This window comes from Dyadobacter linearis (genome assembly GCF_907165045.1).
GTDB lineage: Bacteria > Bacteroidota > Bacteroidia > Cytophagales > Spirosomataceae > Dyadobacter > Dyadobacter linearis.
Map to the genome: position 1 here is coordinate 128,681 of NZ_CAJRAU010000007.1, position 24,687 is coordinate 153,367.

32 protein-coding genes are annotated in these 24,687 nt (G+C 44.5%); 15 read left to right on the top strand and 17 right to left on the bottom strand.

Annotated elements, in window-relative coordinates:
* Positions 1-3 precede the first annotated feature (3 nt).
* The 5 genes from KOD92_RS21710 (at position 4) to KOD92_RS21730 (ending at position 5,069) form a co-directional block, all read left to right on the top strand.
* The gene (locus KOD92_RS21710) at positions 4-483 is read left to right on the top strand and encodes an N-acetylmuramoyl-L-alanine amidase (protein WP_215235706.1); all 480 of its coding nucleotides are present in this window, start codon (positions 4-6) and stop codon (positions 481-483) included.
* Positions 484-492: 9 nt separating this feature from the next.
* On the top strand, positions 493-1,548 hold the full coding sequence (locus KOD92_RS21715; RefSeq protein ID WP_215235707.1) for a patatin-like phospholipase family protein: 1,056 nt from the start codon (positions 493-495) through the stop codon (positions 1,546-1,548).
* Between the two features lie 69 nt (positions 1,549-1,617).
* On the top strand, positions 1,618-2,436 hold the full coding sequence (locus KOD92_RS21720; protein ID WP_215235708.1) for a terminase small subunit: 819 nt from the start codon (positions 1,618-1,620) through the stop codon (positions 2,434-2,436).
* Positions 2,408-3,619 (top strand): PBSX family phage terminase large subunit, encoded by a 1,212-nt coding sequence (locus KOD92_RS21725; RefSeq protein ID WP_215235709.1) that lies wholly within the window; start codon positions 2,408-2,410, stop codon positions 3,617-3,619. Before KOD92_RS21720 ends, KOD92_RS21725 begins: the two co-directional genes overlap by 29 nt.
* Positions 3,620-3,629: 10 nt before the next feature.
* Positions 3,630-5,069, top strand: a complete 1,440-nt coding sequence (locus KOD92_RS21730) for a phage portal protein (RefSeq protein ID WP_215235710.1) — start codon at positions 3,630-3,632, stop codon at positions 5,067-5,069.
* 21 nt (positions 5,070-5,090) lie between these two features.
* Here the strand turns inward: KOD92_RS21730 and KOD92_RS21735 are convergent, their stop codons facing one another.
* Positions 5,091-5,450, bottom strand: coding sequence for a hypothetical protein (locus tag KOD92_RS21735; RefSeq protein WP_215235711.1), 360 nt, complete (start codon positions 5,448-5,450; stop codon positions 5,091-5,093).
* Between the two features lie 47 nt (positions 5,451-5,497).
* On the opposite strand from KOD92_RS21735, the gene KOD92_RS21740 reads away from it, so the two are divergent.
* The gene (locus KOD92_RS21740) at positions 5,498-7,153 is read left to right on the top strand and encodes a hypothetical protein (protein ID WP_215235712.1); all 1,656 of its coding nucleotides are present in this window, start codon (positions 5,498-5,500) and stop codon (positions 7,151-7,153) included.
* On the opposite strand, the gene KOD92_RS21745 is transcribed toward KOD92_RS21740, so the two are convergent.
* A complete protein-coding gene (locus KOD92_RS21745; protein ID WP_215235713.1) occupies positions 7,150-7,383 on the bottom strand; it encodes a hypothetical protein in 234 nt (77 codons plus the stop codon). The genes KOD92_RS21740 and KOD92_RS21745 overlap by 4 nt on opposite strands.
* Before the next feature lie 31 nt (positions 7,384-7,414).
* The gene (locus KOD92_RS21750; RefSeq protein WP_215235714.1) at positions 7,415-8,038 is read right to left on the bottom strand and encodes a hypothetical protein; all 624 of its coding nucleotides are present in this window, start codon (positions 8,036-8,038) and stop codon (positions 7,415-7,417) included.
* 391 nt (positions 8,039-8,429) lie between these two features.
* Between KOD92_RS21750 and KOD92_RS21755 the strand changes: the two genes are divergently transcribed.
* A complete protein-coding gene (locus tag KOD92_RS21755) occupies positions 8,430-9,434 on the top strand; it encodes a hypothetical protein (protein WP_215235715.1) in 1,005 nt (334 codons plus the stop codon).
* A 237-nt stretch (positions 9,435-9,671) separates the two neighbouring features.
* Here KOD92_RS21755 and KOD92_RS21760 read toward each other — a convergent pair whose 3' ends face one another.
* Complete coding sequence (locus KOD92_RS21760; RefSeq protein ID WP_215235716.1) at positions 9,672-9,896, bottom strand: hypothetical protein; 225 nt, start codon at positions 9,894-9,896, stop codon at positions 9,672-9,674.
* 26 nt (positions 9,897-9,922) lie between these two features.
* On the bottom strand, positions 9,923-10,273 hold the full coding sequence (locus tag KOD92_RS21765; protein ID WP_215235717.1) for a hypothetical protein: 351 nt from the start codon (positions 10,271-10,273) through the stop codon (positions 9,923-9,925).
* A 229-nt stretch (positions 10,274-10,502) separates the two neighbouring features.
* Between KOD92_RS21765 and KOD92_RS21770 the strand changes: the two genes are divergently transcribed.
* A complete protein-coding gene (locus tag KOD92_RS21770; protein ID WP_215235718.1) occupies positions 10,503-10,715 on the top strand; it encodes a hypothetical protein in 213 nt (70 codons plus the stop codon).
* Here KOD92_RS21770 and KOD92_RS21775 read toward each other — a convergent pair.
* The 7 genes from KOD92_RS21775 to KOD92_RS21805 all read right to left on the bottom strand — a co-directional run bounded on the left by KOD92_RS21775 (position 10,699) and on the right by KOD92_RS21805 (position 15,273).
* Positions 10,699-11,484 (bottom strand): 3'-5' exonuclease, encoded by a 786-nt coding sequence (locus tag KOD92_RS21775; RefSeq protein WP_215235719.1) that lies wholly within the window; start codon positions 11,482-11,484, stop codon positions 10,699-10,701. The two genes, KOD92_RS21770 and KOD92_RS21775, sit on opposite strands and share 17 nt — an antisense overlap.
* A 3-nt stretch (positions 11,485-11,487) precedes the next feature.
* A complete protein-coding gene (locus KOD92_RS21780) occupies positions 11,488-12,630 on the bottom strand; it encodes a PD-(D/E)XK nuclease-like domain-containing protein (protein WP_215235720.1) in 1,143 nt (380 codons plus the stop codon).
* A gap of 35 nt (positions 12,631-12,665) precedes the next feature.
* Positions 12,666-13,121, bottom strand: a complete 456-nt coding sequence (locus KOD92_RS21785) for a hypothetical protein (RefSeq protein WP_215235721.1) — start codon at positions 13,119-13,121, stop codon at positions 12,666-12,668.
* A 59-nt stretch (positions 13,122-13,180) separates the two neighbouring features.
* A complete protein-coding gene (locus KOD92_RS21790; protein ID WP_215235722.1) occupies positions 13,181-13,540 on the bottom strand; it encodes a hypothetical protein in 360 nt (119 codons plus the stop codon).
* Positions 13,540-14,625: a coiled-coil domain-containing protein gene (locus tag KOD92_RS21795; protein WP_215235723.1), complete on the bottom strand. Its 1,086-nt coding sequence runs from the start codon at positions 14,623-14,625 to the stop codon at positions 13,540-13,542. Before KOD92_RS21795 ends, KOD92_RS21790 begins: the two co-directional genes overlap by 1 nt.
* Positions 14,626-14,752: 127 nt before the next feature.
* Positions 14,753-14,932: a hypothetical protein gene (locus KOD92_RS21800; RefSeq protein ID WP_215235724.1), complete on the bottom strand. Its 180-nt coding sequence runs from the start codon at positions 14,930-14,932 to the stop codon at positions 14,753-14,755.
* A gap of 14 nt (positions 14,933-14,946) precedes the next feature.
* A complete protein-coding gene (locus tag KOD92_RS21805) occupies positions 14,947-15,273 on the bottom strand; it encodes a hypothetical protein (protein ID WP_215235725.1) in 327 nt (108 codons plus the stop codon).
* 275 nt (positions 15,274-15,548) lie between these two features.
* Between KOD92_RS21805 and KOD92_RS21810 the strand changes: the two genes are divergently transcribed.
* The 7 genes from KOD92_RS21810 (at position 15,549) to KOD92_RS21840 (ending at position 20,549) form a co-directional block, all read left to right on the top strand.
* On the top strand, positions 15,549-15,977 hold the full coding sequence (locus KOD92_RS21810; protein ID WP_215235726.1) for a hypothetical protein: 429 nt from the start codon (positions 15,549-15,551) through the stop codon (positions 15,975-15,977).
* A 62-nt stretch (positions 15,978-16,039) separates the two neighbouring features.
* Positions 16,040-16,282 (top strand): hypothetical protein, encoded by a 243-nt coding sequence (locus tag KOD92_RS21815; protein WP_215235727.1) that lies wholly within the window; start codon positions 16,040-16,042, stop codon positions 16,280-16,282.
* A 33-nt stretch (positions 16,283-16,315) separates the two neighbouring features.
* Positions 16,316-16,603, top strand: a complete 288-nt coding sequence (locus KOD92_RS21820) for a YegP family protein (protein WP_229254795.1) — start codon at positions 16,316-16,318, stop codon at positions 16,601-16,603.
* 103 nt (positions 16,604-16,706) lie between these two features.
* Positions 16,707-17,633, top strand: a complete 927-nt coding sequence (locus KOD92_RS21825; protein WP_215235728.1) for a hypothetical protein — start codon at positions 16,707-16,709, stop codon at positions 17,631-17,633.
* Between the two features lie 25 nt (positions 17,634-17,658).
* Entirely contained in the window at positions 17,659-18,642 is a 984-nt protein-coding gene (locus KOD92_RS21830; protein WP_215235729.1) for a DUF2806 domain-containing protein, read from the top strand.
* A gap of 160 nt (positions 18,643-18,802) precedes the next feature.
* Positions 18,803-19,453: a hypothetical protein gene (locus KOD92_RS21835; protein WP_215235730.1), complete on the top strand. Its 651-nt coding sequence runs from the start codon at positions 18,803-18,805 to the stop codon at positions 19,451-19,453.
* A gap of 502 nt (positions 19,454-19,955) precedes the next feature.
* On the top strand, positions 19,956-20,549 hold the full coding sequence (locus KOD92_RS21840) for a hypothetical protein (protein ID WP_215235731.1): 594 nt from the start codon (positions 19,956-19,958) through the stop codon (positions 20,547-20,549).
* Between the two features lie 166 nt (positions 20,550-20,715).
* On the opposite strand, the gene KOD92_RS21845 is transcribed toward KOD92_RS21840, so the two are convergent.
* The 5 genes from KOD92_RS21845 to KOD92_RS21865 are packed head-to-tail and all read right to left on the bottom strand — an operon-like array spanning position 20,716 to position 24,683.
* A complete protein-coding gene (locus KOD92_RS21845; protein WP_215235732.1) occupies positions 20,716-22,014 on the bottom strand; it encodes a DNA cytosine methyltransferase in 1,299 nt (432 codons plus the stop codon).
* Positions 22,014-22,499 (bottom strand): hypothetical protein, encoded by a 486-nt coding sequence (locus tag KOD92_RS21850; protein WP_215235733.1) that lies wholly within the window; start codon positions 22,497-22,499, stop codon positions 22,014-22,016. Before KOD92_RS21850 ends, KOD92_RS21845 begins: the two co-directional genes overlap by 1 nt.
* A complete protein-coding gene (locus tag KOD92_RS21855) occupies positions 22,496-22,885 on the bottom strand; it encodes a hypothetical protein (protein ID WP_215235734.1) in 390 nt (129 codons plus the stop codon). The genes KOD92_RS21850 and KOD92_RS21855 overlap by 4 nt, the downstream gene beginning before the upstream one ends.
* A complete protein-coding gene (locus tag KOD92_RS21860) occupies positions 22,875-23,786 on the bottom strand; it encodes a hypothetical protein (protein ID WP_215235735.1) in 912 nt (303 codons plus the stop codon). The genes KOD92_RS21855 and KOD92_RS21860 overlap by 11 nt, the downstream gene beginning before the upstream one ends.
* 6 nt (positions 23,787-23,792) lie before the next feature.
* Complete coding sequence (locus KOD92_RS21865) at positions 23,793-24,683, bottom strand: hypothetical protein (RefSeq protein WP_215235736.1); 891 nt, start codon at positions 24,681-24,683, stop codon at positions 23,793-23,795.
* Positions 24,684-24,687: the final 4 nt, after the last annotated feature.

Genomic DNA, 24,687 nt, shown 5'->3' on the forward strand with positions numbered 1-24,687 from the left:
AAGATGAGAAAGATCAAATATTTGGTCGTCCATTGTACAGCATCTCCACAAGCGACGAGTGTGGATTCGATCAAAAGGTATTGGAAAAATGTGATGGGTTGGGAGGATCCAGGATATCATGTGATCGTCAAGCCCGACGGAGAAGCGACTGTCTTAGCTCCAATAGAGCGCGTGACGAATGGCGTAAAAGGTTACAACTCCAAATCCATACATATATCCTATATCGGTGGTGTTGATAAAAATGGTAAGCCGATCGACAACCGGACGACAGAGCAGAAGGAAACGCTGCTTCACTACCTGAGAAAATGGAAGCAAATGTTTCCAGAGGCGGTCATTTTAGGTCACAGGGACTTTTCGCCAGACAAGAATGGCAACGGCCGGGTTGATCCGTGGGAGCGCATTAAAGAGTGCCCCTGTTTCGACGCGAAGATCGAATATGCCTCTCAGGGGTTCAATGCAATTACAGAATATCAAAACATTTAGAATCAAATCATGTTCACAGACATATTAGATCCGGAAGACAAGACAGAAACCATTGTAGTTTGTAGCGGTGGCGGCTCACGCGGATTGTGGCAGTGGGTTTTGCTATTGCTAATAGCTTCCAGGTTCCGCATATCAATGATCTGTGGAACCAGTGCTGGAGCTTTGAACGCATATGGATTTGGGAAAGGAGCTGCTGCGCAGCAATATGTAAGCGAGAACTACAAGAAGGTTTTCGCAGAAAATGCATTACCGATTACCCTGCCTGGTCTGGCAGAAATACAGAATGGTAAGTTGACTTTCAGTCTGGTCAATATCAAAAAGTATCTGCTCAAAGGGATTAATCTCTGGGATACATTTAAACTGGTTACTGAGAAAGGGCAGCGAAACTTGATCAAACAACTGCTTAAAAATGTACTATCCGCTCCCGCATTACTTAACAACGCCCCGCTGTATGACCGTATCAGAGATTTACAGGCGATTAATCCAGGTTGGACCATACCAACTTACTGGAATCGGGTTGATATGAAGACCGGCAGTCTGGACGAATGCGGATGGGACACTGGGCTTGCGCCTGCTGAGGAAGTAGCTAGCGTAGTCGCGTCGACGACAATACCACTTCTATGGCCATTGGTAGCTGACCGTTGGGCCGATGGTGGATTACGTGAGGGAACCCCGCTTGCCCAGATTATCGAAAAAGTGAAAGCAGCTGTTCAGCTAAATCCGTCAAGGAGATTTCGCATCATTTTACTTGAATGCACCAAGGATGAAATGCCCGAAGATGCTTTGCTTGCTAACCCTATTGATGTGATCTCGCAGATGGTTTCCATTCAAATGAATGAGAGCCGCCGCAATGATACAAAATGGATCATCGAGAAAAATCAGGAAGCGCTTAATGCCATTGCAGCCGGCTTACCGACTGACCTGGTCCCGTTTGAGCTTTACCGTCTGCGATATCCCGGCGCAAAGAGCTCATTGGATTTTAGCAAAGAAGCGGAAGCCGATTTCACCAAATCTGCACACGAAGTTTTTGAGACATTCATTAAGGATTTTGATGAAGCCGCGTAACTAAAATGGTATATATTACCATTTTTTCGGTCTGTTTATTTTTGTTGAAAGGCACACACAACTCTATTCATGGATCCTAATATAATTGAGTCCGAGATTCAAACTGGTTTACTTCCAAAGCAGCAACTCTTCTGTGAGGAGTATATCAAAGATTTTCATGGAACAAATGCTGCAATAAGGGCTGGTTATGAAGATCGAAATGCGGCTGTTACCGCGTCAAAGATGCTGGCCGATGATCGGTTTCGAAAGTATATCAAGACTCTATTAGATGCGATTGGACTGGACGAGCACGAAACCAAGAAGCTAATCGCAGACATTGCACGCAGTAGCCTGAATGATTATTTCACGTTCAAAAAAGTATTGTACACTCCGAAGATCGAAAAACCGCTTTCCGATTTGATTTCAGAGCTCCGCGCTGAAATGGATTTTGAGAACGAATATGCATTGGCGGCCAGTTTGAAGGGCCAAGATTTAGAATTGCATCAAGTTGGCCAATGCCGGCGAGAAAGGCAGCTGCTACGGTACGAGCTCGAACTAAAACGAAATTCAGATGCAGTCAGAATTGTTGATGGACCGGCCAGATTGATTGATGTCCCGGAACTGGATATGGCAAAGCTGGTTGCTGATAAGGAGAAAGGAAGAATCAAGTCGATCACACCTGGACAGTTCGGGACGAAAGTGGAGTTGTATGCCGCCGATGCTGCACTGACCAACCTGGCCAAAATGCACGGGCTATTTGAAAAAGATAATAGCCATCGGCATGAGCATACCGGCAAAGATGGTACCCCATTAAAAGCGCCGGTAACGTTCATCAGCGCCGACGCATTAACTCCCGAGCAAATAGAAAAGTACCTGAACGGTGATAGGACTAACGACGAAGGTTTTTGAGGGATTATACAATGCATATTTATCCAGGAAATACAATGTTTTTGTTCTGGAAGGCGGTTCACGATCGTCAAAAACGCACAGTATTATTCAATTTTGGATCATTTGGGCATGGATGAACCAGGGCAAGAGCCGGCGCGTCGTCGTTGCCCGGTTAAAGGGTACATGGCTTGCCGGCACCGTTTACAAAGACTTTATTGATGTCTTGAAGGTATATGCGATCTACAATAGAAGGTGCGAGAACAAGACCAATAAGATATACACCATGTGGGGGACCGAGTTCTGGTTTGTAGGCTTAGATGATCCGCAGAAAATCCACGGTATGCAGACCGATGCATTTTGGATTAATGAGGCCGTGGAAGCAAGTAAAGACAGTTATGATCAGCTGATGCAGCGGTGCAAAGGCTTTGCGATCCTTGATTACAACCCGAGCGAAGAAGAGCATTGGATTTACGATTCAGTTTGTAAACGGGAGAAAAGCTGGTATTCGCATTCAACAATGCTGCACAATCCGCTGATCCCACTCAATGCCAAAGAGCAAATACTGTCTTATGAGCCTACGGAGGAGAATTATCGAAATGGTACCGTAGATAAACGCAAATGGCTAATCTACGGCCTGGGAAAGCGAGCGAAAATAGAAGGGTTGGTTTTCGAAGATTGGGAGATTGTAAAAGACATCCCGTCGGGAGCTACCATGTTTCAAGGTCTTGACTTTGGTTATACAAATGATCCGACTGCTTTGGAAGATGTCGGAATCTGGAAAGGGCAAAACAGTCTGTACATACACGAGCTCTGCTATAAAACGCACATGACAACCGCCGACATCATTAAGGAATTGAAACAGGTGAATAAAGGTCGGAAAATCATATCTGAGAGTGCGGATCCTCGTATGGTGGATGAGATTCACAATGCCGGGTTCAATATCCACGCTATCAAGAAGTATCCGGGCTCTGTGGTTGCTGGGATTGACAAAATGAAATCCATGAAAATCTATGTCACCGAGTCCTCTGTGAACGCGATAAAAGAGCTTAGAAATTATACTTATCAGCAAGATAAAAATGGGAAATGGCTTAACGAGCCAATAGATGACTTCAACCACATACTCGACGGTAGCCGCTATGTAGTCCTGTCAGAGTTGCTCGGACGAAGGGAGCCAAAACGAAATTTAGGAGCTTACATCAGATAATTACACGCACATGAAATACCGGGATTTGAAGGCAATTATTGACGGCGACCAAATAGAGAAAGCTATTCAGGCGCTGACTTCTCAAAAAAAGGATATCGATATTGACAAGCTCAGAAAACAGTGGAATGTCGATGAGCATGAGGTATTGGACAAAGCGAGCAGAAAGGATCGCGATGTGGCCTACGAGCAAAAAGTCGATATCGGGGGCGGCGAAACGCGCATCGACATCAAGCAAAAGACTGAATCTGTTGCACGGATCCCGATCCCGTTTCAAAAGAATATCGTTGGTAAAGCTGTCTCTTTTCTCTTTGGTAATCCGGTCAAAATAACTTCATCTGCTCAGCAAGAGCAAGAGCTATCTGTTCTTGAATCTGTAAATAAGATCCTTGATGACAATAAGACAGACAGTCAGAATAGGGTAGTAGCAAAACAGCTTTTTCGAAGTACCCAGGTAGCTGAGTTTTGGTACCCGGTAAAGGTAACGGAGGTGCACGAAGAATATGGCTTTCCTACCCAGTTTAAGCTGAGAATGTCAGTGTTCAGTCCATGGTCGGGCATTGAGCTGTTCCCGCTGTTTGATGATTTCGGTGATATGATTGCTTTTTCCAGGCAATACACAGTCAAAGACGAAGAGAGCAAAGACGTCGCACATTTCGAAACGTATACAGCAGAGGACTATTACCTGTGGAAAAAATCGGGTGAAGGCTGGGAAGCGCTCGAAAAGGAGCCGAATGTTATAAAGCGGATCCCCGTCGTGTATGCAGAACAGGAGCAGGCCGAGTGGGCAGACGTCCAGTACGCAATCCAGCGGCTCGAAACACTGATTTCCAATCATGCCGACACGAATGATTACAATGGATCTCCAATTGCGGTGGCAGAAGGAGAGATAATCAGCCTCGGACAAAAAGGCGAGCGGGGAAAAGTCATTGAAATGGAGAAAGGTGGAAAGCTGTCCTATCTATCCTGGGATCATGCGCCAGAATCAATCAAAATGGAGATTGACAACCTCTTTAAGATCATCCTAACCTATACCCAGACACCCGATATCAGCTTTGAATCTGTAAAGGGAATTGGCGCCATTTCAGGTATTGCTTTGAAGCTGCTCTTCATGGATGCGCACTTGAAAGTGCTCGACAAACGCGAGACTTTTGATCCATACCTAAAACGCCGGATTAACATCATCAAAGCATTCGTAGCAATGATGAACACCTCCGTTTCCGCGATCGCTAAAAAGCTTAAAATCGATGCCGAGATCACTCCATACATTATCCAGGACGATATGGAACGCATGGAAGTATTGCTGGCAGCAAATGGGGGTAAAGCAGTGCTATCGCAACGCACATCGGTTGCTCAGTCTGGTTTGGTGGACGATCCGGAGGCCGAGTACGATCAGCTTCAAATGGAGTACGAAAAGGCGAATATGACGGGAATTACTGAACCGACGGAATAGCACAAGGCAGGAAGGCCCCTATTAGGTTTCTTCTGTCAAGCCAAGTCCTTTTGCCCAACTGATTTTGACCTGACCGTCTCCAAGATCCGTCACTTCAAAACCATGCTTTTTGAGTTCGGGAATGCTAAACGCTTCCGTGTTTGGCGTCATACTCGGTGCAAAGCAATTTTCCTTGCTGCTAGAAAACTCAAATTCCCCTTCCATCAGTACGTGGTGAATCATTTCTAGGACAGTGTATAATTCAGCTGGAGCATCAAATTTTTTCTTCTCGAATGCCTTGGCAAATACCGGACTAATTACAGCTTGGAGCCCTGATTTATTTAACTCATTCAGCTTTTGATATTGTAAAGTTTCTGCATGAACTTCTTTGGCTGTAAGCATAACGATCTGTTTTTTCTGAATAAGAGCCAAGCACACTAATAATACTCATGGGAAAAGGAGAAGAAGATTACGCCCGATTGCACATAGGCCGAATTGATGCCTTCGCCCTAAAAGTGCAAAAACTGTATCATCAGGCCTTGGCCGATGCCATCCGTATAGGCGTAAGTACTAAGCATGATCCTAAAAAGCCATTTCGGTTCTCCGACTACCCCAACTTGCAGGAACGTGTAAACTGGATGTTGGTGAATCTAACCAACGGTATAGTGAAGGTGATCAATTCAGGATCAAACGATGAATGGCTGCTGGCCGAACAAAAAAACGATGATCTAGTAAACCGGCTTTTCGGTAAAAACTTGCCTGCCGCTGTATCCGACCGGTTCCTCGGTCGCAATCTCGAAGCGTTGGCAGCTTTTCAAAATCGTAAAGTGAACGGGCTTGACCTTTCAAAACGTGTCTGGCGCCATACAAAGCATTTCAAAAGTGAGATGGAAATGGCTCTGGATGTAGGATTATTGGAAGGGAAGTCGGCGCGGCAGCTAAGCCAGGACACGCGCGCATTCCTTGACGAGCCTGCGAAACTTTTCCGAAGGGTTCGTGACGCACGAGGACAACTTCACCTTTCAAAGCGCGCTGCTTTGTACAAACCTGGGCAAGGCGTGTACCGTTCATCGTACAAAAACGCAATGCGTCTCACCAGGACCGAAACCAATATGGCTTATCGTGAATCTGATCACGAGAGATGGCAGTCCATGGATTTCGTTGTTGGTATCGAGATCAGGCGTTCGAACCATCCCTACGAATGCCCCACTTGCGGACCTCTGGCAGGTAGATACCCTAAGCAATTCAAATTTACTGGGTGGCATCCTCAATGCCGCTGCCATGCTGTGGCAATCCTTTCCTCAAAAGAGGAGCGAGATGCCATCGTCGACAGAATACTTGCAGGTGAAGAGACGAGCGCAGTTGTGTCGAAGAATGAGGTGCGGGATATGCCTGACAATTATAATCACTGGGTTGACAAAAATCGTCAGCGCCTGTTACGCGCGCCAAGCAAACCCTATTTCATCCGAGACAACTACGGCAACGCAACAGCGCTGAACCTCTCACTTGACCTGCCAAAGATGCCAGAGTCAGTGATCAGGACACGTGCGTGGGTGCCATCCTTTGGAGAGCGCTCCGCAGCGATTGCAAACGAGCTGAATGTAATTGTGACGCCGGTAAACTTAAAATCTGACAAGAGGATTTTGGAGAAAGCCCGGCTCGACTACGGCGGTGATGTGACGAAAGTGAAAGATATAATACGGAATACATTTATCGCAACCAATGACGAGAAGTACGACCAAGTTGTTGCCAAGGTAAAATCCACATTCAGCGTAGATAAGGTTAAACAACAAACTCCTGATCGAGACCCGATGGGATACAGTGGTACCCTTATGCAGATTAAAGAAAATGGGATTTTTGCCGAGGTACAAGTCAATACCGCGCAAATGATCTATGGGAAAGAATCGGCCGCCGAAGCTATTTTGGGTAAGGGGCTATTTGACTTGATCAAGCAGAAGTCTGGGATGCCACATGGACTTGGTCACAAGTTTTACGAGGAATTCCGTGTGCTTGATGAAAAACGGCCAGGAGATTTGCAGAAAATTATTCGTTTGAAAGCCGAATCGAGAGCTTATTACACAAAGCTTCGGACGGTGCAGATTTAGAATGCTTCGTATTCCTCCCTGGTGATAGTTGCGTTTTCAAGAATAGCGTCGGTCACCAGCCGGTGGCTTCGCTCAACCTGAAATTCTTTTTCTCCTTTGAACTTCAAGAACCAAACGTTTTGGCCCTCGCGATCTTCGAAGCGGATTGCAGCATCCTCATAGTCATTCAAGAGGTAGCCAGCGCTATCACCGCCTTTTAGGTTAGTAACTTGGTCGTGGGTGCCTTTCATTCCATTAATGGGCTGTTTGATATTGCTTTACTTAACTGTTATCAACCTTTTTCTCTGCTTGCTCTTCTGTCGAAGCATCTTCTTTAACCACTGTCGTGCTAGGAGCTGCTGATTCCACAGATGCGTCAGCTGGTACTAAGACTGCGGCTGGCTGCTTCGCTGCGTTATCAGGTTGGGCGTTTTCGGGTTTTTGGGCGACATTAGTTTCACTATTATTGCTGAGATCAACAACCTCGTTCGAACCGAAGAAGCCGATATTCCGATAAATACCTTCGTTCTTTCTAACTACTTGCCGTAGCGCTTGTGCAGAACTATACGCATCTACTTTTTTCCAATTAAAGGCGTCTTGCACCTCATGGAGATCAATTTCATAGAATATTCCCCAAACAGCTCTGCTCTTGAAATCGAAGATTTTATCAATGGAAACAACAAGCCCTGGTAGGCCCGCAATTACCGCAGTAATCCATCTATACTCTTCCTTGAAAGGGTCTGCCACGGTCAGAATAGCGGAAGTAAAGCTAGCAATTAATGATATCCATACAAACCAATGAGCAAGTTTGAAGTCGATGTTAATCCACTTTTTTCTCTTATTTATTTCAGCAGCAATCTCAGCTTTTAAATCGTTTTCGACCTGGGTAGAAACCGTATTGTCCATAGAACAGGGAGGTTAGTTTAAATAACGGGAAAACCTGGCAAGGATGTGACTACTCGCTACCTTGCTAAGGTACCCATCTAACGCCCTCAATGCTAACCGTTTACTAAGACAGATGCACCATATTGAAATCTGGTAGAAATCCAATGGCTGCATGCCGCAATGCTTCCTAGTTTACTTTGGATTGCCTTGAAAAATGTTAGCCAATGTTAGCCAATGTTAGCCAGTGCGGCCGGCATAGATGGGAATATTTAATTTCTACCGCCCAATTCCAAGGTGCGGGCTGATGGCTCTGCACAAGACTTGTTGTTGGAGTGTTATCTTGCAGACGATGTGATTGTTAGATTTCTGAATGATGTGCCTTTTATGCTAAAATTCACCCCCTCGAAGTACTATGCATCGTTTTTCTATTCTAAAAAGACAAACTATTGAAGTTTGGAGGCGTTTTAAACTTTTGTTTATCATCTATTTTCTATTTTGTATCTGCTGGATTGTTTCTGAATATTACCGGGTAGAGCTGGAATGTGCCGTCGAAGGTACACTAGGTGAAGGGTTCGTTCTGTCATGGCAATCGTCACTGTTTCAGGATCTGTTATTTTTCGGACTGACCGGCTTCCTGGGACTCGTTCTAAGTACCCGTTTACCTCATGAAGAAAACTTTGAAACTCGGTCTAACGTGCTGGCCAACGCTTTGAATGTCGGTCCCGAGGCGAAAAGGTTTGTTCGGGAAGCTCTGGGGGATTTGATGGTATTTAACAAGACTACGACAATTACAATCCATGTAGAGAGATTTAATGCCGAAGATCAGATCGCAGCTGTGTTCTGTACCCATGAAAATACTCTGCGAAACATGTGCTCAGATCAGCCATTCAAATTTCCGGTAAGTGCTTATGTTATACCTGGTCCCTCTCAAAATGGCGAGTACGGGTATCTGTCAAAGCTCTCTTTTGAAGATAAGGTGAACATGCAAAACAGCATTTCGGTTCATGGCGGAGGCGTGCGTCATTTAGATAAGACCGGATTTGAATACGATAATAGGTTGGTAATTGCTCCCGATGGAACACTGGTCCAAAAGTTGGAATATCTTATATATTGCAAGACTGACAATGACAAATCCAATCCCGATAGTACACTGTTTTTCAAAAGCCAGATGTTTACTGAGAAGTTTACTGTCCAAATAGTTAACAAAACCGGGATCGATTTACGGTATACCTACTCTTACCCGGACAGGCGGCGCAGAAGCGATGATACCAACCTGAAGCTGATAACAGAATCTGGAAAGGTTTCCGCGAAGAAAAAAACTGGTAGACCTAGTACCCAGAACGATCGTGTTCATCTTGTTGTTAACAATAAGTATATGCATCGGCAAGACAGATTCGAAATTTCTTTATATGTATGATAGAGCTCAAATACGTTTTTTCAATGCGTTTGCGTTTTTTGCGAAAGAATGATGTAAATTTGTATAGTAAACATGATAAACATAACGAAAATGCCAGGAGGCGGTAATTAATATAATTTAAAATACCTGCTTAGATTGTTCGCAGGTTGTGCTCAGACGGGCTCGTAACGTTCTTTCACATTGAAAAGAATGCTACCCTTAGGACTTCACAGCCCCACTCATTGCAAACTTCAATGCTCAGTTCAATATAAAAATCACCGGCGTCATTGGATTGAAAAGCGATCCATGCTGATCAACCACAGGCGTAAGCCTGATCCATGCAGTTTGAATGATATCTCTGTTCTTGCATTTGAATGAGTACCATTGTTGACTGTTTTCGAACAGGTACCGCATAAAGTTTGTGTCGTGAGAAACTAAGCTCCATTTGATCGGATAGATCTTTCCCTTGCTTTGATATTTCATGTTTGACAGGTGGGGACAGGCAAAAATTAGATGATTTGATCGTCTGTTGATATTTGGTAGTCCCTGCCTTGAAAAGGCTCATACTTTACAATTTCACCACTTTGGGTATCCCACCATTCCCACTGCTTCTTTTTAACGTTGCGACGCTTTTCGCAATACAGGGAGTGGAATATGTAGCCGTCTTTAATATTTCCAGAGAGTAGATTGATTTCAGCCTTCTTCGTGTCGATTTTGGCTTTGTAGCTTGAAGTAACACTCTTCTTTTCATCTTCGAGCGAATTCATTTCTATCTGCTTTTCCGCGAGAGTAAATGCCATGTCGTTGCGTTCATCCTGAGTCAGGATGTGCTTAATATTCACGTATTCCATTGTTGCCATTTTAGGAGTTATTAAAGGTTGAAAATAGATTTACAGGCTTTGACAATACCGCCGACTATCACAAATGGCAAGACAGCAATGCAAACGATAGATGTGGCAAAAAGCCAGACGATGGCTGCTGCTATTTTTAAAGGATATAACATGATGATCAGGTGTTTACCGTTAAATCGATGTGTCTTTTACATTCGAATATTATTTTCATTATTTGATCAATCCTTAGCCTGTTCACATGAGAAAAATCAAAATGCCTGGTCTTCAAAAGTTCAGTAACTTCACATTGAAGAAACAGATCATTCGGCGGTCGACGGTGCTATCCAGCACATATACCAGAGGCGTTTGGCACGGGATTGTCACTCCTGTGCGATTTGCAAACCCGCAGGTGCGGAGCTCAGATAACGTCTGGCGGCGCGTTACTAAACCATACCCTAATTCTGATCTTTAATACCGTGAAAATGTTGGTCAACCAACTGCGCGGCAATTGTATAGGTGTCGCCCGGGAAATTGCTTCTCATCATCCATTCCAGGAAATCAATGTGATTTTTAGCTGGGTTGCCCCGGTGCTTGCCGAAGTTCAGCAGCAGCTCACCCTCTTTGTTGTAGACGAACTTGCCTGACAGGTCAGCGACCTTGTTTCCGTAGTTGGTGTACAGAGCCAGCTCATCCGGAGTCTGCGGGAATCCTGCTTTGTCTCCATACTTTTCCAGCATGGCAAGAAAGACGTCGAGCGTCGCTTCGATATCTGCCTGCGCGCTGTGAGCATCTACCAGCTCTCTGCCCAGGTAAAGCTTTACCGCGGCGGTGAGTGTGCGCGGCTCTTCAATTTTGAACAGGTTCCCGGCGTCAAACATTCTGAATTGTTGGTAGTCCCAATAATGACCCGCCCGGGCAAATTCATGAAATAACATCGGCACATCATAGCTGTTGCTATTGAAACCGGCTATATCACAGCCCTCTATCAGATCGAGCAGGTCTTTCGCCAGCTGTTTGAAAGTGGGCTCGTTTGCCACATCTTCATCTTTGATTCCGTGAACATCAGACGCGCCGGCTGGAATGGGAATGGTTGGGTTGACTCTGCGGCACACACTATTAATCTGGCCAGAGTCAGGATCGAGCTTGCAGACTGCGATTTCAACGATGCGGTCGTTTTCCCGGTCCACGCCGGTGGCTTCGAGATCGATAAATGCGATTGGACGGTCAAATTGAATTTTCATCTTTTATTCAATGATTTGAGGTAACACTTCACGTCTGCTCCATTCGGGCAGGGACATCCGGACAATTCCACGATCACCACTTTCGGCGAAAGAGTCGAAGCCTGGCCATAGGTCTTTTGCCATCGCTTCTTTCACATTTCGTAGGGCTGTCCGGTACCGGTATTTTCCATTGGCAAGATCGTCCGGATTGTATATGAAAACCACAGGCAGGTAGGGTAGGACTGTTTGCAGCATGATGCAGATCACAGCTCCACACTTTCGGCCGGTAACATTCTGGAAAACTTCTGCGTACATGCCCTCGGTCAGGTAGTACATGTATTTTGCAGCGTCATACTGCATTTTGCCCAAGTTATCAGCGTGGGTGGTCTTAAAGCTGATAATTGCATTACAGCCGATATTCTCTTCGATCTGGAAAGCGTCAGGCCTGATCTTCACCGGCAGGTCTGTCTCTTCGTCCGTTCCATAAATGCTTACTTCCGGTACGCAGCCCTTCAATAATTCAGGGATGATTCCATCGCCGTACCGGTAATAGTTGCGCTTGATCAGGTCTACGATCTGGTAGCTTTTCCGGTCGACTGAAACTTTGCCGGTCATACGTTTCAGGTGTGAGAGATAGCAACGCATGCCGTCGATCTTGTCGACATTCAATCCGGACGCGATCGCCTGGATATACGCTTCGGTTTTGATCAGATCATCTTTCTGATCTGCCAGATCTTCCCAGAATTCGATTAGCTTCTGAACACCTTCTTTACTGGCAGCGGTGGCGCCTTCTGGTTCCTGTGCCAACGCGTCGAACTTTTCAGGTTCAAGGAATGCGGTATGGCAGAACGTACCCAGCTCGAAATGACTTTTGTCCGGCCGTACCTGCTTTTCCTCAGTTGTTATCAGGTAATGCAGCGGTGATTTCAAGGCCTCCTTTAAGGATCCGGATGAGCATGCTTTTGTGTTCAGATAAATGCTCATGTCTTCTTCCAAGACACGGCCATTCATGCTCATTTGCGGCAGTAGTGGGCGAATGTCGGTTATCTTTTTCCGCTTATTGATGAAGGAAACGATGTCTTGCAGCTCGCTGTATTCGTCAGGATCCGTGAAGGTCGGATTCAACTCGGGCCCTTCCTGGGCGTTGATTAGTAGATCAAAGTTCATAGCTGAGAAGGGCAGGGTAGTAGTCCCTGCCCGATTTAGATGTTAATGATCAACGGCTTAACAGACCAGTTGTCTGACTTGAATGCATTACTGCGATTCTTCTTTTTTCCCATGTAGGTAATCTTCAAAGCAGTTCCTCGCTGTACATTCTGTGCAAGCAGCGCGCCTACAAGCCTTTTTGATCCGTTGCGAACAGATTTGATTTCCCTTTTATCATCTTGTTCGAGGAAATACGCGCATTCCAGATCGATCAGGACGGGGGTTTCATCCTGCGTGAGTACCTGGGAAACATCAATTCGGTCGAAAAAGACATTCTTAAACTCTCCTGCATTTTCCGGCGTCCAATAATCCGACATTAGGTCGAGAGGCATTTCAGTCGCTTCGGACAGAATGGGAAGATCGACAATGGATCCTGTCAGGTCGAATACTTGGCCCATCGGGCGAGATACAGCTACACCTGTTACTTCTTCGGTTTTTACGAGTTCACTCATGATTGTTTTGGTTTATGAATTAGAATTAGACTGGCTTAATTACTTGAGTGCGGTTATGCTTATACGTCAACCAGTATCATCAGGCATTTGATCAGATATAGTAGGGATTCCAGGAACGACTGATCTGGGCCAGTACCCGCAATGGCAACAAGGATCACCGCAGCTACAAAAAATATGATCAGCACTCCGATCAGGGTTAAGACATTCATCGCATGTTCCGCAACGTCTGGGGATATTCGAATCGGATTCCATTTTATTGGGGATTGTGCAGTCATGATGGTGAAAACTAAAAAGCCTGAAAATATGGTGAGGGCAATACCGGTGAGAGCTGGCCATCCCAGGGAGTCAATAACAGATTCCAGAAATGAACCTGCCATTGATGCCACTGCGAGTACGAGTATAATTGCGGCTTGGCGCATTATTCAGCTTTTGAAAGGGTACTTGATTTGATCAGCAGCTCAATTCCTGTGAGAAATGAGGCTTGCGCTGATTTGCCTTCTTCGGTCTTGAATTCGAATGAATTAACAACCTTCAAAACATCGGAAGTCATGTCAACAAACTTCATCAAGTCAGGTCGGCGAGCTAGCCTTTTTACCTCCTTTTCCTTGGCGATCCGGTCAGCTTCTGCTTTTGCTTCCGCTTCCTGCTTGGCTTTCAATTCAGCTTCCTGGCGGGCTTTTTCTGCGGCTTCTTGACGTGCTGCTTCCAGATCAGCCAAGCGCTTTTCTTCGGCAGCTTTTGCATCGGCTTCCCGCTGAGCGCGGCGGGTTTCCGCATCTTTTTCTTCCTGCTCACGCTTTAATGCAGCTTCATGCGCAGCTTTTTCATCGTCCAGCCTTTTGCGCTCGGCAGCAAGCTCTTCCTGCTGACGTTTCAATTCGGCGGCGGCGGCTTCCTGTTCTTTCCGAGCAGCTTCCAGGCGGTCGGCTTCTTCCTTAGCGATACGCTCAGCTTCAAGACGAGCTTCCAGAATTGTTTGATACTTAGCTTCGAATGCTTCTACCTTGGTTTGGAATGCGTCGTCCGACAGCTTCTCAATGCCTTCCGCATCGATCGTGACATCCTGCAAAATGTAGGACACTCCGTCGAATAGCACATCTGGGATAGATGCGATCACCAGACAACGCGCCCGCAGCTTTTCCAGGCGCTGGCGTTCAGCTTCCTGCTTCTGACGTTCGCGCTCAGCGATAAAGTCATTTTCTTTTTGCTGTAACGGCTCTTCGATAGCTACGAGCTGCTCAGTGATGCCTTTGGCTACTTCGTTCACCTGACGTTGCCATTTTACGGCATCATCAATCAGAGTTTTTCTTTCCTTGTCTACCTGAACACGGAGCGCTTTTACTTCCTTCCGGGCGGCAGTCACCTTTCCGAAGCCTTCTTTATCGTTCGTGTCTTTAATGGTCAGACCTGAATATGCTTTTCGCATGCGAACGATTTCAGTTTCTACCTTGGTAATTGGGGCCAGCTTGTCAGCTTCAGGCAATTCGAGTACTTCTACGGACATAACGTATAGTGTTTAGAGTTAATATTGAATTTGGTTGGTAGGGTAGCTCATATCTACCATTGTTTCCCTCCCAGCGCCAGCCAAAGCGGAATATTGAGGGTATCGCGGAGCATCCTCCAACCAATATTTATGCAGCCTTATTTTCTTCAACTTCCTCACAGATCTTTCTGGCAAGAGTTAGATCTGAAAGTGCTGAATCAAACATTTTGAAGTCAACCGAGGTCTTTGTGCCTGATTCAAATTCGAGAATTTCATTTGCAGCCAAGACCAGGTCAGGAAACTGATTGATGTCAAATGTTACTTGCATAGCTGCGGAAAAGATTAGCACGTGAGAGAATCAAAGGCGCGACCCTGAGTAACTGATGGGTGTTCGTAGTTGTCGCGCTCCCAGCGTCCCATATAGTCGCGATATTCGTATTCCTGGTCTAACAGGCTATCGAAGCGATCTTTCATAGATTCGACGTTGTCATCGAACTGAACCGCTACGTTCAATTTGAAATCTCCATATTCGGAGTCGACAATAACGGTGATCAGGTTGCCCGATACTGAGCTATCCTTTTCGTAAAGCAGATGCAGGTCCTGATAAAGCTCCTGCGTGAAGTCTGTAAGGCTCAATGCTTGCTGGGTGGTTGTGTGTATTTTTGTCATCGAATTAGAAATAGTACATCCGGTTCGGCACTTGCTGGCCGGGTGTCTTTATGGTTTAGTGCTTTTCGTTTCCCGAATTGCTCGATACAAATATACACTAATAGTTGTATATTAGTCATATTTTTAAGCAAAAATAAGTGTACTTTATATACATTATTTAGTGTCTTATATACATCTATTTGAGTGTCAATGTTTTACACTAAAAAGAATTTTGATATTATTTCAGGTTTTTGTAAGATTACTCTCAGTTACAACTCAACCTCTATCAATAATTCATGCGTAAATACCTCTACGTTCTTCTTTTTCTGATAAATCTTACAGCCTGCAAAGACCCAGTTGAGAATCCAACCTTATTGTCAGTCACAGATGACAGGGAACTTGCGGACTATCTTGTCGGTACATGGGACTATTCCATTGTAGGTCCAGGTAAAAAATTATTCGCTGACGCGATTACCTTTTCAATCGACAGCGATAGGATGTCGAGTACTACTGCCATAAATAAGTACGAAACAATTAATGATACAAAGTTTGAGACGTCCACATTTCGGATTAGGATCGCCTCGAAAATACTTAGCACAACTGCGGACGGTAAGACTTACGAGAAGTTCGGATTAATTGAGAAGGTGGGCGATGATAGCATGAATATTTACCCGTATCTCGGCAATTATAAGGGAGATGCTCGGCTATATAAGCGCCGAAGTTGAAGATAATGTTGCCTTCCGAGTGTAATGGCAGGAGAAGTATTCATAAAACAGAATTTCAAAACATGGCAAGAATTTACCCGATACATAAATTGGATGATTTGTACAGGCTATCACCACATATAGTTGATTCAGAATTCGAATCTATGGAGCGAACCATTGAAAATGGAGAAAGTATCAAATTTGAAGGCCTGGGATCACCTGATATTGAAATCACCACTGTTGATCAATTGCGCGAATTCCGACAGCGCTTAGATGGAACAGATCCGAACTCTAATGATCCTGAGAATACGAAACAGCATGGGTAAATTCATCATCAAAAAACGATCAACGGCGAATACATGTTCAATCTTCTCGCCGGCAACTGCCAGGTGATTCGCACGAGTGAGGGGTATCATACTATGGAAGGTTGTATGAACGGGATTTTGTCAGTTAAGGCTAATTCTCATCTTCACAGCCGGTATGAACGATTGCAATCCGCGGATGGTCAGTACTACTTTGTGCTGAGATCTTCCAACGGCGAGAACATCGGTACCAGCGAGCTGTACCGCACTGCTGGGGGGCTGATGGCCGGGATTGAGTCTGTTATGGAGAATGGGCAGGGGGAGGAAGTAGCAGAGCAGGATTAGAGCCATGGCTCTGTTTCATGTATCTCATCAAGATAGCAAATTTCAATTACCATCTTTTATAATGTATTACAAAAAAACATATAGGATCCTCTCCATGGGTATAATGGCCGGCATCACGATTATTATAGCTGTTTCTTATTTCTTAGGCGTGATTAAGGCAGTTTGGTGGCCGGTTATCGGAACAACTTCACTGCTAATTACAGTCGGGACTTCAATATTTTCGTATCTGGAAAATCGGACTGATCGATTTATGCAAGAAGGCAGCTGGGAGCGAGAATATCATAGGAAGTTATCGAAATATACCTCGCTTGCTGGAGATGTGTCATATATGTCTTTTCTAGATGATGCGGATAAGATCGAGATTTTAGCAAAAATAAAAGCTGGGTATAAAGATTCTATAATAGAGGAACTCGAATCTGAGAGAGACGATGATTCCGAATCAATGAGCGCAGATGATATCCGTAAAGAGCAAATTAGCGAAACGTTTGGCGTTCTAGAAAGCTTAACGAGTAGGATATCTGGCGAGATATCATCTCTCTCAACCAGAGCGAATGTTAATCTAGTTATTGGTTGTGTGACAACATTATTGAGTGCTGGTGTTTTAATTTGGTTTACGCAAGGCCTACCTGATAGTTTTGTGAATTCTGTCGAGTTATTAAGTTATTATATACCAAGATTGTCAGTAGTGATTTTTGTTGAAGTTTTTGCATTTTTCTTCCTACGATTATACAGGAGCAACCTTAACGAAATTAAGTACTATCGCAACGAGGCAACCAATATTGATTTACGACATGCAGCGCTCAGAAGTGTGCTAATTGATAGCAATCCAGAGGCTTTAAAGCTTGTTGTTTCAAGCTTTCTAAAAACTGAGCGAAATGCCATATTAAAGCGTGGTGAAACAACTGCTGAAATCGAGACAACCAAACACCTACATCAATCTGACAAGTCGTTTGTAGAAAGTTTTAAAAGTGTCTTTAATTCTTTACAAAAATTTAGGCTGGTTGGAAATTCCAAGGAGGAAGGTGTTTAGCTATGTAATTTATAATGTATTATATATGGGCGACGTTGAGCGAGAAGGGCACAATAGCGGTTTAACAAAGTTAATAGGTGTTATAACGGATAGCTTCGGCACTTTCAGCGACTCTTTTCTAGGGAAAAAGAACCCTGATCAAAAGAAATCCTTTTTGGAAGCCATGACACGGCTCGAAATTAGTACAGGGAAGTCAGAGCAATACGACTTGGCTGGTGGCAGATTTACGGATGAAAGAACTGATGTGCAAAATAATATAAATAATCCATTAGAAGACGTAGCGTTGCGGGCAGAGCGAAGACAATTTTATCAGCGAGTTGTTGGTCAACAAAACTTAGAGAATATCACATCGGTGGCGTCGGAACAATTAAGTGAGGAGACGGATGTTTCAGACGAACCTGTCGATTCTGATTGGTTGAATCGCTTCTTCCAGCATGCCGAAGGAATTTCAAGTGAAGAAATGCAGTATGTATGGGGTCGAATCTTGGCAGGTGAGATCAAAAAGCCAAATACCTACTCGTATAGAACACTCGAAGTTATAAGATTGCTAACAAAAGCCGATGCTGATGAATTCACAAAACTTTGTAGCCGAAGTCTTACTAGTTTAGTGGATGACATTCATTTTTTTCCGTATACTGATAAGGCAGACGACATCAAGCTTCCAGCATTGTATCGATTAAGAGAAGCTGGCTTATTGCTGGAAAGTGACTTTGCGAGTATTAATTTCAAGGCGAAAACTAGTGCACAGATGGTAGTTATGTATGGATTTCAACATGTGCTTAAAGTAGAATCGCCTGTGGGTAATAACGAATTTATCTTAAAGATTAGACCTTTCACAGTTGTGGGAAAAGAGTTATCAAAATTAGTTAGTCCAGTGGATGACTTTGATGCGATGATTTCTTTAGCAACAAAGATAAGGAACGCGGGAAATATTGTAGAATTTGGCCCAATTAGGACCCGCGATGAATTCGGAATACCTGATACTTTTAAGAAAATGGAAGAATGGTAGTACAGTCGACTTAATCCTGCCGTCGATTTTAGGAACTCCACTTGGAAACCGCCAATGCCGCTGAATTCGCTGAAATGGATCATTATCTATAATGGTGTAAATAGCATTCCTGACAGTAGTTTAATTTGTAAAACATATTATCGACGAAAAGTTAGTCTCAATGATAGAAATACCGACTTTGATTGACACTCGCGATAGGGGCGTTATTATACAAGATTTCGATGTTGTTGTACGGGAGCCTTTGTCAGGATTTGATTTTAATATTCGAATGTCGAAAATATTCTTTACTCATAAAGTCGAAGTGGGGGTTATGAAATATACTGAATTCGATACATACGCCCCTGATGACAGGACGACCAACAGATTTTTAGCAATGAGAGAATATGTTAAGATATGTGCTGATAATGCAGAAGATATAAAGTCTGACCTAACTCAAATCAACTTGTCGATGCCAGGGGTACAGTTGAAAGATGGGCTCAGAATAATGGCGATGGATTTCTTAGTGCTAAAAGACAATTTCATGGATCTTTTGAAAAAAGATGATAAAATAAAAAAAGTTGACAAGTTTAGTTCGAACCAGAGGTTTAAGCCTTTGCGGAAGGATTTTGAAACATTTATAAAGCTGAGAAATATCTATACACATGGTCGTTTATGTATGAGATTCCCTGAAAAAGATTTTGTTATTTCTTACATTGAAAAGGGAAGTAAATTTCGCAAGTATGGTATTTTAACAATGGAAACATTGAAATCTTACAATTCATGTTATAAAGAAATTAATGAATTGTTCACCGCTTTCAAAGATACTAGGTAAGAGATGTTTTCTGTAATAGCTGGCTCATCTTTGATGATTTCTAAATTTTAATATGAATACAGATAGATCTCTTGATTTAAAAAGAACTTATTTTCAGATCTCAGAATTGTATTTAACGGGGAGGAGCATGGTGATGGATGTGATACAGTGCAATAGTTTATATATTCTTGTAAAGGACTCAGAACCACCGAAGTTAACTTTCCTGTTTAACATTAGAGAAAATCCGACCCTAGTTGGAGGTGCTACGGAATTGCGCAATTTTGTTACAGATTTGGATAATTTTTCAAAATTGCATTTGAGTGATGATTACATTATAAATCGAACGAGAGGCTTTTTTGAGAAAAATCCAAGATGGCGTAAATATCCTAGGTATCTGAGGTTCTCATTTGAAAGATCTGGGTTAACAAAAGATTTTGGGATCGATGTGTCAAACAAGGAATCAAGGTTAATATTCGAAAGGAATTTATAAATTAGTGATAACAATAAAACGTAATAGATTTTGATGGAAAGTATAAGAATATTTTCGGGAGAACTGATTGACAAACTGTTGGATGCAAAAAAAGAGGCGTTTAAAGCGAAACTTGATACAGTGTTAACAAAAGATCAGTTTGCTTTCGATCGAGACATAATTGAAAATATGATTGCTGAATTTCGAGTGGACAATTTGAGATTTCATTTTGATAAAGTGGAATGGCATCGGATTGACAAAGAGAAACAGTTTGTTCCAATGGATCAGATTTCGCATGCAGTTAGATTCTACATACCTTTTACTGGTAACTGGATCATGTTAAAACACGTTCCTCGTAATAGATCCGCGTTTGGTTTCCAGCTATTTATTAACGAATCTTATGACGAATTAATTTACGATCTGGTCATTGGAGAAGCAGAAGGATCTCAAATAATGGACCACTTTACGAAATTAAAGGATTCGATTGGAACAAATTTGAACGAGTTTGAAAGCTCTATTGCCGAACACAATCAGTCTCTGAATAAAATTGCCGAGCAGGTGATTGAAAAGAATCTTCAGGTATTGGATAATCAAAAGAAGCTCTCAGATTCTATCAAATTCCCCGAAAGACGTTTCAGTAAGCCGTAACGCTTTCCGGTCCACGTTAATTCCCTTCTGATTCTCCGTATCTACAACATATCCATCACGAACTACCTGCCGAACAGTCACCGGAATTCTTATTTCCTGCCCTGTTCGGTGGGGTAGGTGGACGAGTTCGGCGCAGTCGCCGATGTTGAAACGGGCGATCTCTCTTTTAATAGCAGGAATCAACATAGGACTGGATCGATTTAAATATTTGAAAAGCAACCCACGGAACAATAGCATTACCGGCCGCTTTTATTGATTCCGTTCTCCAACGGGTTGTGTGTGAGAATCTTCGTTTCCCGATTTCGTCGGGCGCAAGAATGGCAGCTCTGTCCAATCTGCGGGAAAGCCCATCATTTCCAAAACAAACCGGGGGTTGAGTTGGGAAGTTTTGCCAGGCTGACCCACCATCCCGTGAATCGAATGCGCAAGAGTATCGTTCTGTCGCTTTTCGTTCGAACGTGTGCAACCTCCCTTCGAGTCGCTGCTGGCTGTCGGAGTAGGCAGCATTATCGAAGAGTAATCCGGTCTTTTGCTGCTGTGATGCTTTGCCTGTTCGAAATCTTGATAGGTCACCATCGAATTGGTTGGCGTTGGCAATAGTCCATTCAATGCCATTCCCGGAATACCGTTCCTCGGGTCTGATGATATTTGACCTCTCTTTTCCGAGTCGTTTGCTCTTGGTGTTGGGAGTAAGGCCATATGCGCGTAGTCTTTCAAATCCCCTCTCCAAGAGCCGGGGCTGTTTGGATCTCGCCTGCCGGTTTTGAGCCGAAGGCTCCGCCCCTTTCCTGACCCGTCGATCGCTTGTGGAGTCGGTAGCAGCTTCGCCACATGCTGTATCTTCGCTCCAAACTCCGTCCCTGTTGACTTGCTGATCCGAACGAACCGGCCCTTTTTCAAGCTCACCGTGTCCGTGTCGCCTCCCTCTGTATCGCTTACTGTCGGCGTAGGCAATAAACCATACTCGGTCGCGCCGGTGCGGTGCATCGACGGCACAAGCTGGAAGTAAAAACGGGAGGACTTCATACCCGAGAGCTTCCAGGTCAGCGCACACCTCGTTGAATACCATCCCTCCATTCCAATTAGTAAGCCCGCGAACGTTTTCGCCCACAACCCAGGTCGGCTGAATCTCCTGAATTGTTCTAAGCATCTCTGGCCAGAGGTGACGGTCATCTTCCTTTCCAAGGCGCTTACCTGCTGAGCTATAAGGCTGGCACGGGAAGCCGCCTGTAAGGATGATGTCATCGTTTCTCCAACCGGATCCGTACCGGCTTGAAAGTTCAGTGTCAATTGTTGCATAAGTCAGTGTTTTGATATCCGTGTGGTGATAGGCATTCGGCCAGTAATAATTGAGAACTTTGTTTCCAAAAGGATTGATTTCGCAGCTTAGATAATTGCTCCAACCCATCATTTGTGAGGCAAGGTCAAAACCTCCTATTCCACTGAATTCGCTGAAATGGATCATTATCTGAAATGTAAAATCGTGTAAATAGCATCCCTGACGTCATCATTCATCCGGTGGGATAACCCAGATTCTTTTTCTATATATTGACGGCCGTGTGATGACCAGGATCCGTCGAGGTCTTTGAAGATTCCCTTTTTCAGAGGTGAGAACTCATTGACCGCGTATCCCGCCTTCCGAAGGATTTTAGCGATCAGCTTGCCGGTCGCGTGGTTCTCGCCAACGTTGCGGGCCTTTGCCTGTGCTGTCAGATAATTGCCACCGCGCAGGTTGTGCTTTTTGATCTTCCAGCCGGCTTCTATGTAAATCGTCGTTTCCTCTGGGGGCAGTCCAACCAGCGCTTCAAGAATGCTTTCAATGCTGACGGACTTAGCAAATAGCCATTCTCTGGTTTTTGTGTTCCAGGCAGCTACGCCGGAAGCGTTCAGGTCTGGATCGATCGCTACCAGATAGGGGGTAGGGCAATTTAAGCGGGGGATGAATTTCATAGCTGTGTATTTTTGGAACTTATGCGTCGCCATTTTTCCGCCGCATCGTATCGCAGGTGGCATATTTGGCAGAGGGCTTTTAGTCGATCATCCAACACTTCGTGATTGTCTTCGTCGTGATCCAGATGGGCGATGGTCAGCACAACCTTTACCGGTCGTACTTCCCGCCAGTCGGTATTTTCGCGTACCGCGTCGCGCATGCTGCTAAACCAGATACAGCGAGCCTTATAGCGGCCGGCGTCATCCTTTACAGTTAGTTTGATCGAGAAAACAGTGGCGCCATGTTCAAGTCCGCATTGTTCGCAGAGATTGTTTGCCCTGGCCATGATCCGCGGCCGTCTTCCTTTTAGCCAGTCAGGCGGGTATCTTGAATAATCAATTGGCATTGGCTGGTGAGGTATTTAGGGATTCGATATATTCTTTCACCTTGAAATTGACGTTTTCCAGAAAATCGTTTGCGTCGTCCAATGTTCGGCAGATGCCTTTCAGTTTGTCAAAAACGATCAGCCGCTGGGCAGTGGCGATAACTGACTCATCTTTGCGTCTGGCCTTTGTAGATAGCATCAGCTCTGACATCAACTTCACCCTGCCGCTATCCTTCGCTTCAACCGCCTCGTGCAGCATGATTTGATTCGCTTTTTGCATATAGCCCCACTTCGCTTCGCAATCCAGGTTCAAGTATTCAAATTGATCCAATAGACTGTAAACAACCCCTCCATAATCCTGAAAACCTTCGCTCTCGGGCCCCGACTTTGTAAGTGCTGTCCGAAGGATCATTAATTTGCGAAGGAGTGTTTCCCCGATAGTCGGAACATAGTCGACCTGATCCACCTGGTGATTGAGCTGAGCAAAGATTTTTATAGCCGGCTTCTTTTTCAGTTCGATATAGCTCTTCACCCAGATCACAAAATTGGAGGGGCTGAAAATCACGACGTTCTTTTCAGCAAATTCTCCGTCTAATCCCATTTCCAGCGCGAAGAAGATTTCAAGCGTCGTCTGATTAGGGAACTTCATCAGATCGGAGTCAATCTCGTTAATCAGCGCTTCCTGATGAAGGTCGTCTTTGTCCTTGCTGCCAAGGCGGGTTTCTGCCTTGATCACAATTGTGGAAGCTGTTCGTAAACGGCGACGTTCATCCAGCTCGCAAATCCGAGGGTTCTTTTCCGACGGGATTGAAACGGAGACGATCCGAAACTCTGACTGCGTCAGTTTCGCCTTGATTTTATCAGGAATCGAAAGCTCGATTGATCTCTGGATTGAAGTATTTGATTTGCTTAGAGCTGTCATAGCCGGTCAGTTTAAGCCGCGTTTTTGAAGAATTCTTTGTTCTGCTGTCATCACACTTTCGTAGTTCTTCTGAATATTGCCTTTTCCGGCTGGAGCATTCGGTTGCCAGTGATTTTCTGATCGAAGTTCATACACGATGCCGTGCCAGCCCTTTTCGACGGTTTGCAGGATCAGTGCAGTTGCGGTGGCCTCGTCAAATGAGCTGAGCTTTTTAAGTTGCTGCCCGACGGCCGTTTCGGTCAAGGGCTTTTTGATTTCTTGCCGATGTTTTATCCATGCAAGCCAGGCTATGGAGAATCCTTCGCCACTGAAAGGCAGTTCGATTTTAGCCGGGTCAAATTTGGGAGAACCTTTTCGCGGAACTTTTGGAGAGGCATTTTTTTCTTCATCAAGAAGACGATCTTTTAAACTTTCCAGAATCTCGACGCGATCAGCGTCAATAGTTTCTTTGTTTAAAGGTTTAAAGGTTTGAAAGTTTAAAGGTTTATCTATGGTTACAGTGCTCGACTCAATGCCTAACTCAGTGCCCGACACAATGCCGGTACGGTGCTGGTCGCTATGCCGGTACAGTGCTGTACTCAGTGCCATACTCAATGCTTGTTCATTTTCGCACCAGCATAATTTTACGATGCATGATTGATATTGATTTTTTGCCTCTTGCACTATCTCAATAAATCCCCATGATACCAAGTCCCGTAAAGTGTTACTGTAAGTGGTTTTGTTGCCGATGCTCAGACCTTCCATAGTCGCACTCATAGGTAGACCAAAGGTAGATTTCCAGCCGAGTCGGTTGTTTAATTCAACGATCCACAGATACAGTGCGGTGTGCTGTACCTTGCACTCCTGCCGTTCAAAAGCAAAGTCAAACCACTGTCGCGAAAGGTCATATCCGTTCATACGG